At 24.9% G+C, this 11,942-nt stretch carries 14 protein-coding genes; 7 read left to right on the top strand and 7 right to left on the bottom strand.

The genetic code is table 11. From position 1 onward, the window contains the following. Positions 1-7: 7 nt before the first annotated feature. The gene (locus BINT_RS10915) at positions 8-583 is read left to right on the top strand and encodes an ankyrin repeat domain-containing protein (RefSeq protein WP_014488637.1); all 576 of its coding nucleotides are present in this window, start codon (positions 8-10) and stop codon (positions 581-583) included. On the opposite strand, the gene BINT_RS10910 is transcribed toward BINT_RS10915, so the two are convergent. After that, positions 563-955, bottom strand: a complete 393-nt coding sequence (locus BINT_RS10910; protein WP_014488636.1) for a hypothetical protein — start codon at positions 953-955, stop codon at positions 563-565. The two genes, BINT_RS10915 and BINT_RS10910, sit on opposite strands and share 21 nt — an antisense overlap. 104 nt (positions 956-1,059) lie before the next feature. On the opposite strand from BINT_RS10910, the gene BINT_RS10905 reads away from it, so the two are divergent. Then, on the top strand, positions 1,060-1,839 hold the full coding sequence (locus tag BINT_RS10905; protein ID WP_014488635.1) for an ankyrin repeat domain-containing protein: 780 nt from the start codon (positions 1,060-1,062) through the stop codon (positions 1,837-1,839). 82 nt (positions 1,840-1,921) lie between these two features. Beyond that, positions 1,922-3,511, top strand: coding sequence for a tetratricopeptide repeat protein (locus tag BINT_RS10900; protein WP_014488634.1), 1,590 nt, complete (start codon positions 1,922-1,924; stop codon positions 3,509-3,511). Between the two features lie 27 nt (positions 3,512-3,538). Here the strand turns inward: BINT_RS10900 and BINT_RS10895 are convergent, their stop codons facing one another. Continuing rightward, positions 3,539-4,483: an alpha/beta fold hydrolase gene (locus BINT_RS10895; protein ID WP_014488633.1), complete on the bottom strand. Its 945-nt coding sequence runs from the start codon at positions 4,481-4,483 to the stop codon at positions 3,539-3,541. Positions 4,484-4,648: 165 nt separating this feature from the next. Here BINT_RS10895 and BINT_RS10890 point away from each other — a divergent pair, with 165 nt between their 5' ends. The 4 genes from BINT_RS10890 to BINT_RS10875 are packed head-to-tail and all read left to right on the top strand — an operon-like array spanning position 4,649 to position 7,901. After that, positions 4,649-5,437 carry a hypothetical protein gene (locus BINT_RS10890; protein ID WP_041177425.1) on the top strand — a complete coding sequence of 263 codons (789 nt, stop codon included), beginning with the start codon at positions 4,649-4,651 and terminating at the stop codon, positions 5,435-5,437. Positions 5,438-5,466: 29 nt separating this feature from the next. Beyond that, positions 5,467-6,237 carry an outer membrane beta-barrel protein gene (locus tag BINT_RS10885; RefSeq protein WP_041177631.1) on the top strand — a complete coding sequence of 257 codons (771 nt, stop codon included), beginning with the start codon at positions 5,467-5,469 and terminating at the stop codon, positions 6,235-6,237. Positions 6,238-6,257: 20 nt separating this feature from the next. Beyond that, on the top strand, positions 6,258-7,034 hold the full coding sequence (locus BINT_RS10880; RefSeq protein ID WP_014488630.1) for a hypothetical protein: 777 nt from the start codon (positions 6,258-6,260) through the stop codon (positions 7,032-7,034). Between the two features lie 51 nt (positions 7,035-7,085). Then, positions 7,086-7,901 carry a hypothetical protein gene (locus tag BINT_RS10875; RefSeq protein WP_014488629.1) on the top strand — a complete coding sequence of 272 codons (816 nt, stop codon included), beginning with the start codon at positions 7,086-7,088 and terminating at the stop codon, positions 7,899-7,901. A gap of 45 nt (positions 7,902-7,946) precedes the next feature. Here the strand turns inward: BINT_RS10875 and BINT_RS10870 are convergent, their stop codons facing one another. From BINT_RS10870 to BINT_RS10850, 5 genes are all read right to left on the bottom strand, one after another. Beyond that, positions 7,947-8,489: a Gx transporter family protein gene (locus BINT_RS10870; RefSeq protein ID WP_014488628.1), complete on the bottom strand. Its 543-nt coding sequence runs from the start codon at positions 8,487-8,489 to the stop codon at positions 7,947-7,949. 8 nt (positions 8,490-8,497) lie between these two features. Beyond that, a complete protein-coding gene (locus BINT_RS10865; RefSeq protein WP_014488627.1) occupies positions 8,498-8,860 on the bottom strand; it encodes a NusG domain II-containing protein in 363 nt (120 codons plus the stop codon). Between the two features lie 16 nt (positions 8,861-8,876). Continuing rightward, positions 8,877-9,950 (bottom strand): CdaR family protein, encoded by a 1,074-nt coding sequence (locus BINT_RS10860; RefSeq protein WP_041177424.1) that lies wholly within the window; start codon positions 9,948-9,950, stop codon positions 8,877-8,879. Further along, positions 9,947-10,729: a diadenylate cyclase CdaA gene (cdaA, locus tag BINT_RS10855; RefSeq protein ID WP_041177423.1), complete on the bottom strand. Its 783-nt coding sequence runs from the start codon at positions 10,727-10,729 to the stop codon at positions 9,947-9,949. Before cdaA ends, BINT_RS10860 begins: the two co-directional genes overlap by 4 nt. A 99-nt stretch (positions 10,730-10,828) precedes the next feature. Then, a complete protein-coding gene (locus BINT_RS10850; RefSeq protein ID WP_041177422.1) occupies positions 10,829-11,896 on the bottom strand; it encodes a hypothetical protein in 1,068 nt (355 codons plus the stop codon). Positions 11,897-11,942 lie beyond the last annotated feature (46 nt).

Below are 11,942 nucleotides of genomic sequence, written 5' to 3'. Positions count from 1 at the left end.
TATCAAAATGTCTGATATAGTTGAGTATGTAAAAAATAATGATATAGATAATGTTAAAAAATGTTTAGCATCTGATAATACTTTGGTAGATGCTAGAGATGAAGAATCTAAATTTACATTACTTATGATTTGTGCTAAGAAAGGTTATTTTGATATAGCCAAACTTTTAGTAGAAGAAGGGGCTAATTTAAATGCAAGAAGTAGAACAGGAATAACAGCCTTAATGTTTGCCTGTGCAGAGAAGCAAGTAAAAATAGCTGAGTATTTAATAGACAGCGGTGCTGATGTCAATTTAAGAGATAAGCCTTTATTTTCTGCATTGCTTTATGCATGTCTTACAAAAGAATATAATATTATTAAGGCATTAGTTGAAGCCGGTGCTGATGTTAATGTTAAAAATTTTAAGCTTGTAACGCCTTTAATGTTTTCTGCTGGTGTAAATGATATTGAAACAATGAAATTATTAATAGAAAATGGGGCAGATATAGAGCATAAAAATAAAGATGGAGAGAGAGCTTTAGAATTTGCCATTCGTAAAGAGCAGAAAGAAGCAGCAGATTATTTAAAAACCGTTTCTAAATAATTTAAATTTATTTAGAAAAATACAAATAATAGAAATAATTATACTTTCTAATATCAAAGAAAAAGTAAATATTATATTTCCAAGATACACTTGATTATCTTTATCCATAAATGTATTTAAATCTGTTCCATAAGTATTTATTTTATATAAAAGATTAATTAGAAAATAAGCACTAATTAATATGTTGATGGATACAAATGAAATTATATGAACTTTATCTATTAATTTTTTGTCTATATGAAAGAATTTCATAAAAAGAGCATTTATTATTTTTATAAAATAATATAAAAGAATAAAGAATAATAAAATTATTAAACTTATGGCGATTAGTATTGGGCTAAACATTATTATTTCAAATATAGCTGTATTCATATTTTTATTATACCTTGTATGTGTATTTTGTCAATTATAAAAATATTTAACATAATTCTATATAATCCGTTATATATATTTGTAAATTTATTACGGATATTGTTATGAAAATATATTTAATTTTAATATTTATCATATTTAATAGTTTTTTATATTCAGAGTATATAAGCAGTGCTAATAAATATGATATTAATAAAGATGAGGATAAAATTTTTATATACGTTCAGCAGAATGATTATAAAGGAGTAAAAGAGTTATTGGATAATGGAATTGATCCTAACATGCTTGATAGTGATAAAATATCTCCTTTGATGATTGCTTCTTTTAATGGATTTAAGGATATAGTTGATTTACTTATAAAAAATAATGCTGATGTAAATATAGTGAATAATTTTGGATATAGTGCCCTTATGGCTTCCGCTGCTGGGGGACATTATGATATTTTTAATATTTTATTGGAAAATGCTGCTAATATTAATCAAGTAAATAATGATGGTAATAATGTATTGATAGAGGCTTGTTTTTCTAAGAGTACGGATATAGTAAAAAAAATATTAGAGCTTGATACTATTAATATTAATCATCAAAATAATATGGGATATACTGCGTTAATACAGGCTGTTATAAATGGTTATGAAGATGTTGTCAATATTTTGCTAGATAATAATGCTGATATTAATATTGCAAGTAATGATGGTAAAAGTTCATTAATGTTTGCAATTATTAGAGAAAATACTAATATAATTGATATTCTGCTTAAATATAAGCCTAATATAAATTTTGAAGATAATGATTCAAATACTGCTTTAGATTATGCTTATGATACAGGTAATGAAAAAATTATTAATATGATTAAAGAATATTACGAGAATAATAAGATTTAAAAAAATACGATTAAGTTATCATATTTATTTTTTTTATGAAATGCAATCCGATAAATAATCTACTTAATATCGGGATTTTTGCATGGAAGAAGAGCATAATTTTATAAAAACTGAAGAAAATTATGAACCTGCAATAGAAAAATCTTCTTCAAATGGTGTTATGTTAACAATTATATTCCTTGTTTTATTAATTGCGGGAATATGCTATTGGATATATAACTCAAATACTTATTCAAGAAGTTATTCATATAAAAATAATATACAAACTAATACACAATTAAGCAATAAAAATGATATTCTAAATAGAAATAATATAAAGAAAAATTTAGATTATTTATTAGAGATAAAGTATAAGGAATATATTGCTCCTCATGTTAATAGTTTCAATTCAATTATAGATAACAGCGGATTATTAAATGTAGATACTAGAACTATAGCTATTATATTTGCAGGCACTGTATTTACTATTATTGCTTCTATGTTTTTATTTAGGGGTAATAATTCTGAAGCATTAGAAAATGCAGATTCTGATGTACGTTTCTTTGATAAGGACAATAAAGATAGTGGTAATGGTAACGAAGATAATAAAAATGAAAGTATTAATAAATTAGATACATCTGGAATTATTAATTCTTTAGATGATGATAAAAATATTATTGATACAAATAATGACGGAGATAAACTTGTATTAAAAAATAATTACTACAAATACAATAAAAATGCAGATAATGTATATTGGAATGTTATAAAGAAAAATAAAAATGATGAGAATTTAAATATAAATGAATTATCTCTTATGGCTTTAAGAGAGGTTGAAAATGGAAATGATGATAATGCTATAAATATTTATACAAAGATATTGAGTTTCGATGATGATAATATAGCCGTATTAAAAAGTAGGGCATTGCTATTCAATAAAAAATACGAAGAAACTTCAGAAGATAAATATTTTGATGCTGCTTTAAAAGACTATAATAAAATAATAGATATTAATAGTTTTAATGGATATAGTAATACAGACACATTAAAAGATAGATCAGTTCTTTATACAAAAAAATATCATTATACATCTAATGAAAATTATTTTAATTTAGCTTTGAATGATTATAACAAAGTAGTCAATGATAATAATGATAAAGATGATTTAAGTACATTGCTTATATATTCAGATCTTTATAATGAAAAGTATAAAAACACTAGAGATAAAAAATATTTTAAAATGTCTTTAGATAATTATAATAAAGCACTTGCTATAGATAATAATAATACTTCTATTTATATAAATAGAGGATGGCTATATTTAACAGATTATAAAATTTGTAATGATATAGAGAGTTTAGATAATGCTGAAAAAGATATAAAGCATGGACTTAATTTAGAAAAGGATAATTTTTATCTTTTGAATAACAGCGGTATAACATCTCTTTATAAATACAAATTAGAAAAACAGGTGAAAGATTTAAAAGAATCTGAATATAGTTTTTTGAAATCTATTAAAAATAATAAATCTAATTCTGTTTTGGCTGAAAGTTATTATTATTTATCATTGGTTTATGATGAATATGCAAAACTTACAACTATCACAGCAGAGAAGATGAAAGAGTATACAGAGAAAAGTAAACATTATTTTGAAGAATCAAGAAAATTGGGATATTCTGCAGTTTCTAAATAAAAATTATTAGTTAATAAATTTATAAAATTAAATTCCGCTTACTCGGCTGCATATACCTTCTACTATAATATTATAATCTTTTGTATTTTCTATATTAAGGAGATGTCCTGCATTTTCTACTATGAATAAATCTTTGTCAGGAGCTATTATATTTTTATAGTATTCTTTTACTACAACAGTTGGTACCTGCCAATCATTAGCACCGCATATAAAAAACATAGGTATATTAAAGTTTGTGAATTTAGTTGTATCATAATCAATTAGATAATATATAATGTTTTGATTTAGTATTAGTGAATTAGAATTAAACATATCTTTAAATGAATATATAGGACTTTGTTTAATGATTTTATTTAATTTATCATTGCCTTCATAATATCCGGCTAATTTGTATTTTACTTGTATCTCTCTGAAATTTTTAAATATTTCAAATACATTATTTTTATTTATGATAAAGGGATAATTTTTTAATTTTTCTATTTTTTTTATATATTTTTGATTGTTACTTTTTTGAACAATATTATAACAGTAGTCAAATCCTGTTTTTTCGCCTATTTTGAAATTAACTACCTGTCCCATACCAATATAGGCAGAAACTAAATTAGGAAATTTTTTTATAAACTCAATTCCTAAAACACTTCCCCAAGAATGACCAAGTAAAATAATGTATTTAGAATTATATTTTAATTTAACATAATTAATTGTTTCTTTTAAATCTATGAGCAATTTTTCTATAGTTATATCTTTATCTTTTGATTTATTTTTTGCTTGAGTTTTTCCTGTACCCCTTTGATCATAGTATACTAAATTGTAATTTTGAGTTTTTGAATGCATTTTATATAAAAAATATGATTCGCTTTCTCCCGGGCCGCCATGTAAAAATAGTAAAGTTGTATTTGATTTTTTAGGGTAATGTATAAAATATTGTTCTATACCGTTTATATTTATGTATTCTTCAAAAAATATATCCATAATTTATTATCTTTTTATTTATAAATGTTGATTAATTTTATTATATAAAATAATGGTTATTATTACAATAATAAAAATTGCTAATTAATTTACTAATAATACCGTTTGATTAATATTATAATATGTGTTATTATAAAAATTAGAATTTAAAAATTAAGGGTTACAATGAAACTATGTAAAATATTAGTGGTGTTATTTGTTCTTTCTTATTCGGTATTTGCAAAAAGCGGATTAGAGTTGGGTGTTTTTGTTCCTTTAGGTTTCAACATAGGAATTCATTATTATGACAAAGCTCCTTCAGGCTTGGATAATCAGCAGGCAGCTGCGTACAATTCATATGTTACAAATAATACTAGAACCTCCCATATTGGGTATGATGCTGGGGCTTTATTTCAGGCAGGCTATAGATTAGAATTAAATAAAGAAATTAGTTTTAGTTTTATGGGAGAGCTTGGATACAGCAGAGATACTTTTAATTATAGATTGAAAGATAGTAGTAATACAGGGTCTCAGGTACTTAAATTTCAGAATTATCGTTATTATACTTTTGATAGTCTTGTTATTGGTATTCTTCCTAAAGTTAATTATAAAAGATTTTCTTTCGGTATTGGCGTGGGAATGAAAATATTTCTATCCGGTACTATTAATAATTCAAGTTATAATCCAACATTGGGTTATACAACTGAAACCATAAAGATGCTTGATACGAAGAATTATAAAGATTATTTTACTTCAAATGTAATGGGGTATTTGAAATTAACTTTAGATTATTCAGTATATACATCTAGGAATTTTGATATAGTTGTAGGGGCATATATTGATTATGATTTTGGTTTGAGATATCAGATAAAAGGTTCAAAAATAAATAATAATCAACTCGATGCACCTATAGAAAATATAGCAAGCGTGGATTTTGGTATACAGGTAGGTACTAAGATAAGACCTATGAATTAAGAATGTTGAAAATTAATAAAGAGAAAATTATGAAAAAATTATTGAATATATTTATAATAATGTTTTTAAGCTGCTTTACTCTTTTTGCTAAAAGCGGTCTTGAAATAGGAGTATTTGTTCCATTAGGGTTAAGTATTGGAATAAATCAATATAGTTTAACTAATAAAAATCCTACTCAACAGCAGGAAAATGATTTAAAATCAGCAATAAAGCAGTCGGATAGAAAATCAGGTGTAGGGTTTGATGCGGGTTTTTTAGTTCATATAGGGTATAGATTCGATATAAATAAAGATTTTAGTATCAGTGTTTTAGGTGAATTAGGATATAATCATGATGAATTTTCATTTTATAGAATAAGCACAGATAAGAAAAATGAAAATGTTTATGCATATACATTTGAAAGTATGTCATTTGGTATATATCCTAAATTTAATTGGAAGAAATTTTCATTTGGTTTGAATGTTGGAATTAAAGTACCACTGTTTGCCAGAGCTATGTCAGCTTCTATCAATTATGATACTAAAAATATGAATAAAAATATAGAAGATTTTAATGCATTTCAGATAAAAAATTTATTTGAAGTTCCTATAATACCATATCTTAGATTTTCTGTAGATTATGAAGTTTATAGTGATAAAAAATTCGGACTTGTATTGGGTGGTTATATAGGTGGCGATTTCGGTATGTCTTTTAAAAATGCTATGTTAAATAATCAAAGTATAGCTAAAATAACAAGACAAACTATATCTAGTTTTGATATAGGTTTTCAAGTTGGCGTAAGAATATTGCCTTATAATTAATATAGTAAGGAGAATAATTGATGAGAAAATTATTTTTATTTTATTTGTTTTTATTTTCTTTATTCATATTAAGTTGTAATAACAATGCATTAAAGCCTGATGATTATAGTAAAGAATCTATAAATAAAAAATATCCATATTGGCAGGTAAGTGTTTCCAGATTTCAAATATCTCAAAATGAAAAAACTTATACTACTATAACTGTAGAAGAGAAGCGTTATATATTAAGAGGAATGGCTCTTTTAAGAATTGTTGTCAATTCAGAGGAATTTTCAGGTGCTGTAAGATCTAAAAAAGATGAATTAATTTCAGGAGTAAGTGATTCATATAATGGAAAAACTTTAAATGTTGGAGACAAATATGATCCTGACAGAGTAACTGAAATAATACGTACGGTAAAATATGATTTTATATATGAAAAAACAAGCGCTAATCAGGCAGGAGGAGTTGGAACTGTAGGTAACTCTAGATATTTACGTTATGGTATTCAGCCGGAAGATCAAATATTTATAGGAGATTGGGTTGGTTTTGTAAATGCTAATTGGCTGCTTTGGTCATATAATAACATAGGTAACTTTGCTCCTTTAATGTTTCATGAACATATGCATAATATTGGTTTCGGACATCCTGGTGCTTATGTTCTTGATGATATAGTAAGACAGCTTGGTTATAGAATATTATCTGGGGATTTGAAAGATAAATACGCTAGACAGTTAGATGAGCTTACAGCTTATTATTATACTGAATATAAAGATTTGTTGTTAGAAGATACTATTTTTGATCCTAGTTTAAAATAATAAATACTTGAAAGCGGAGTTGATTATGTTAAAAAATTATTTTTATTTTGTTTGTTTTTATTTCCATTATTTGCATTAAGCTGTAATAATGGTGCATTAAAGCCTGATGTTTATAGTAAAGAATCTATTGATAAAAAATATCCTTATTGGCAGGTTGGTATAGAAAATTTTGAGGTGGATAGCCGTTTAAATAAACGTACTGTTATTACAGTAGAGGAAAAAAAGTATATATTGGTATGTATGGCTCTTATGAGATTAGCTGTTAATACTGATGAGTTTGCTGAACGTGTAAAGGCATCAGAAGGTTCATTAAAATCTTCTGTTGGAGATTCTTATGGCGGACATACTTTACAATATGGAGAACAATATAATACTCAAAAATTAATAGATAGCGTACGTTCTCTTAAATATAATTTTATATATAGAAAAATGAATGTTGCTGTCGGTACTGGTACTGGTGAACAAGGTAAATCAAGATATCTTAGATATGGACTTCAAAATGAAAATGATATACCTACAGGTAAGTGGATAGGATTAACCACAGGTAATTGGGGCAGTTTAAATGATGTTTTATTTGGAGATTATTTTACTTATAAGCAAAGTGAAACATATGCCAATGTAGCAGGCTTAATGTTTCATGAACATATGCATAATATAGGTTTTAATCATTTTGGAGATTATAATGTTCCTGCAGCTCTTCAGGGTGTAGTAACTCAAATTTTACATGAAATGTTATGGAAGCCTATTGAGGGTCCAGCCTTAAAAAATAAATATTCAAAACAGCTTGATGAACTTATAGCTTATTATCTTACAGAGTATAAGCATCTATTAAATGAAGATACTATTTTTGAACCTAGTGCAAAATAATAAAGTTAATAAATTATAATTGTAAAATACAAAAGGCTTTGATAATTAATTTTGTTGATTATTAAGGCCTTTTTTATAATTATCTGAGCATAATACCATTGTTATAATTCCTACTATGCTTCCTGTTATGAGTGATAATATAAATACAGGCACTATTAAAAATCTTATATCCGGTAATTTAAATAAATATTTAGACAAAAAAGCCTGAGATAAGTTACTTATTAAAGCACCGGCTAAACTTACACCGAATACAGAAAAAGTATTTTTGAAATAACTCATTAATTTCATCACTATTATTGATGTTATACCTCCGCATAATCCCAAATAAAAAGGAGGCGTTAATATATAAGCAAATGCTAAAGCAACAGAAACATTCTTTATAAATATAAGCAGTAATAATTCTTTAAAAGTGAATACATCTACAACCATTAATACAATAACAAAAGAAAATCCTATTCTGAAATATGGTATAGGTCTTGGAAACATATTTTCAACTGCTGCAATAAATGATGATAAAAAAGCAAAAAATATTATATCGTATATTCTTCTTTTGCCAGTATGAGATTTTATATTTTCTAAAAATAACATAAATATTCCTATTGAACTACAGAATCTATTTCTATATCGTTCTCCATATTTTTTTCAAATCTTATAGATATACCATTAGGCATGCATATTATAGGTGAATTTTTTAGTGCCCCTGCCTTGATACATAGTTTATCTCTGCAAGGTGAGCTTTCAAACATAATTTGCTGATTGCTTATAAGTATTTTTGATTCGCCTAATAAACCAGTAACAGTAATTTCTCTGTCAGTATTTAAGTCATATCTAAAAGATTTATCATAAGTATCTATTATTATTTTACTGCTTTTATTTGAAATTAAGTTCTTAGCATAGAAAAATGAGAAAATAATTATAAATAAAAATATTAATACATCGCCGTATCTTAATCTCTTCATTATTTATTTATTAACCTTATTCATTAGTTACACTATTTTCATTAGTAATTGTTTCATTATTTATATTTTCTTCATTTGTCGCTATATTGTTATTAGTATAGTTGATATTATTAGTATCAGTTACATCTCTTTCTATTATTTCTATATCGAAGAATGAAGGTTCTATTTCTATAAGTCTTGTATGAACTGGTATATTAGCTTCTACGGATACATTTGAGTACATACCAACATTAGTCATTTCTTGCAAATCTATATATAATTTAATATCATCAGGAGATAAATTTGCAAGCATTATTTTATTAGCTTCTAAAACTATTTTATTTATTATAAGCGGATTATGATCATTAATTTTAAATTTTCCATTTAAATTATCTATATTGATAGCAAGATCATTGAACTCTACTCTATCAAGATCTTTATCAAATATAATATTTACATTAACTCTTGAAACATCTGATTTTATATTTCTAGGCAAATGTATTCTTGATATTGATGAATAATCCATATATTTATCTGTTATATCTACATTAAAAGTTTTAATTTCATCTATAGAGGATATTAAAGTTTTAGGTCCTGATATTATCGTATTAGAAGGATTTATTATTATTTTATCAACAGTAAGTCCATAAGCTGCTATTCCTACAGTAGGTACTTTTATAGGTACTGTTTTATATGACAATTCATCTAATATTATAGGTATTTCACTTGGATTTACAGTAATATTCATTTTAGAATAATCTATATCGCCTGCCAAATTAACATTATATATATTACTTCCTATAGAGGCATTGGTAAGATCTATATAAGCACTAAATTCTGTAGGAAGTTCATAAATATTATCTTTAAATCCTTTTAAAGTTATAGTAATATTTTCAGGTATATCATTTGCAATCAATAATCTTGAAGGAATATTTTTTATATCTATTTTTGTAACATAGTCTTTAGTATATTCTTTTTGGTATCTAACAAATAGGAATAATAAAAATGACATTAGCAGACATAATAATTTAATTCCTAATCTATTCGTTAAACGAGCTAACGCTTTTTTTAAACTAAATTTGCTTAAATCTGATGTTGTTTTGCTGCTCATTTTTTTATCTCTAAAAGTTCTCCAAGTCTTTTATCTAATTCTTCTCTATTTAAATTATATTCTAATATACCATTATGAACAATCGATACGCATTGAGTTTCTTCTGAAACTACAACTACTACTGCATCAGTTTGTTCTGAAATACCAAGTGCTGCTCTATGCCTTGTTCCTAATCTTCTATTTTTTATTTGAGGCTCTATTTCTGTAAGAGGCAGATATGCACTTGCTGCTGCTATTCTATTTTCCATTATTATTGCAGCCCCGTCATGAATAGGGTTATTCTTAAAAAATATAGCTTCAACAAGTTCTATAGATATATCAGCATTGAGTTTTACAGCTCTATCAACTAAAGAATGCAGTGATATATTTCTTTGAAATACTATTAAAGCACCATATCCTTTATATGATAAATTAAATGTAGCACTTAATATTTTTTGAATTTGATCTTCATCATATCTGAATGATTTTTTTAAAAATGCTTTTCCGCCTAATATTCTTAAAGCATGCTTTATTTCTGCTTGGAATATCACTACTATGGCTATAAGTCCTACTTGGAAGAATTGATCAAATATCCAAGATAATGTAGAAAGTCCAAATACTTTTGCTATTAGAGTTATAAAAAATAATATTATAAAACCTACTGCTATGCTGTAAGCTCTTGTATTGTACATAAGCATATATATAATATAGAATAATACAGCAACCAATACTATATCTAGACCATAAAAGAAATATCGCCAGTTTGAAGTTGATATAAAATTATTTATTACATAAAGCATTGCTAATCCATTATATCACAAATATATAATTTGTAAATATTTAGCATTCAATTATTTTTTATTATTACTTTATTATATTTAATAGTTAAAATATGGGTTCTATTTATAAAATAAATAACTGTAAAAACTATCAGGTTTTATATAGGGCTTTAATTCTTCTATGTTTATATTGATAAAGCTATATTCTAGTTTTTCTTTACCGAAGAAAAAGTGAACGGTTACAGAGGCGTCAGTGTTGAAGTATATTTCAGCATAATTGAGAGAAGTGATATATTCATCAAAATATTCTCCGAAATTATCATTATCATAATTAGAATTTTGTTTTTTTATCTTATTTTTTAAAAAAGTTCTGAAATCTTTAGTATCATATACCAAATTTCCTAAATAATTATGAATTTTTACTAATGAATTTATAGTAAGTATAGTTACATAAGATTTATAAACTATTCCATTTTCTCCATAATATCCATCAGAATAGTTTTTTATAGAAAGTATTTTATCATCAAAGTAATCTGATAATACAGCAAATTCAGTATAGTTTAAATTATTTGTATAATTATTAGTTTTAAGGTTTTCATCAAGATTATTATTTATTTCAGATATTAATTGATTTAATGTGATATTAGTTGAAGTTCCTTTATATATTGCGAAAGATTTATTTTCTATATATATTGCTCCCATAGAACCTGAATTTTTTTTATACTCTTTTTCTATATATATTTCATAAATAGAGTGTACAAATTTGATAGATTTTATAATGCATTTTGCTGATTTATCTCTATTTCTCCATTTGCCATTTAAATTAAAATATATTTCGCTTTTTGAATTAATAATATCATATAATTGCTTCTCATGAAAATTGAAAGCAAAAATTTCATTATTAGGAGTTTTTATAGTCATACTTTTTTTATCAATATTTCCTTCCAACTGTATAGGAATATTTATGCTGTCATATTTATAATGTCCTTTTATACTGCTGATTTTACCATCTATAATAGAATCAGGATTTTTTATTTTTATATGCATAGTGATAGGGGAGTTGTCTATAATTGCTTTAATTGTAAGAAGGAGATATTTATCAATAGAAGAACGTTCAGAGGTATTGGGATATATATTTAAAACAATTATAAAAAATAATATCATGACTAATAGATAAATTCTTTTCATAATAAATACCATTAATTATTAAAACTTTATATTATTGTTAAATATA

Source organism: Brachyspira intermedia PWS/A (genome assembly GCF_000223215.1).
GTDB lineage: Bacteria > Spirochaetota > Brachyspiria > Brachyspirales > Brachyspiraceae > Brachyspira > Brachyspira intermedia.
The sequence above is the reverse complement of the archived record's forward strand: the minus strand, read 5'-3'. Positions and strand labels throughout refer to the sequence as shown.

Excerpts from the sequence above, each read along its gene's own strand:
- BINT_RS10915 (WP_014488637.1), top strand. The coding sequence starts at position 8 with ATGTCTGATATAGTTGAGTATGTAAAAAATAATGATATAGATAATGTT.
- BINT_RS10910 (WP_014488636.1), bottom strand. The coding sequence starts at position 955 with ATGAATACAGCTATATTTGAAATAATAATGTTTAGCCCAATACTAATC.
- BINT_RS10905 (WP_014488635.1), top strand. The coding sequence starts at position 1,060 with ATGAAAATATATTTAATTTTAATATTTATCATATTTAATAGTTTTTTA.
- BINT_RS10900 (WP_014488634.1), top strand. The coding sequence starts at position 1,922 with ATGGAAGAAGAGCATAATTTTATAAAAACTGAAGAAAATTATGAACCT.
- BINT_RS10895 (WP_014488633.1), bottom strand. The coding sequence starts at position 4,483 with ATGGATATATTTTTTGAAGAATACATAAATATAAACGGTATAGAACAA.
- BINT_RS10890 (WP_041177425.1), top strand. The coding sequence starts at position 4,649 with ATGAAACTATGTAAAATATTAGTGGTGTTATTTGTTCTTTCTTATTCG.
- BINT_RS10885 (WP_041177631.1), top strand. The coding sequence starts at position 5,467 with ATGAAAAAATTATTGAATATATTTATAATAATGTTTTTAAGCTGCTTT.
- BINT_RS10880 (WP_014488630.1), top strand. The coding sequence starts at position 6,258 with ATGAGAAAATTATTTTTATTTTATTTGTTTTTATTTTCTTTATTCATA.
- BINT_RS10870 (WP_014488628.1), bottom strand. The coding sequence starts at position 8,489 with ATGTTATTTTTAGAAAATATAAAATCTCATACTGGCAAAAGAAGAATA.
- BINT_RS10865 (WP_014488627.1), bottom strand. The coding sequence starts at position 8,860 with ATGAAGAGATTAAGATACGGCGATGTATTAATATTTTTATTTATAATT.
- BINT_RS10860 (WP_041177424.1), bottom strand. The coding sequence starts at position 9,950 with ATGAGCAGCAAAACAACATCAGATTTAAGCAAATTTAGTTTAAAAAAA.
- cdaA (WP_041177423.1), bottom strand. The coding sequence starts at position 10,729 with ATGCTTTATGTAATAAATAATTTTATATCAACTTCAAACTGGCGATAT.
- BINT_RS10850 (WP_041177422.1), bottom strand. The coding sequence starts at position 11,896 with ATGAAAAGAATTTATCTATTAGTCATGATATTATTTTTTATAATTGTT.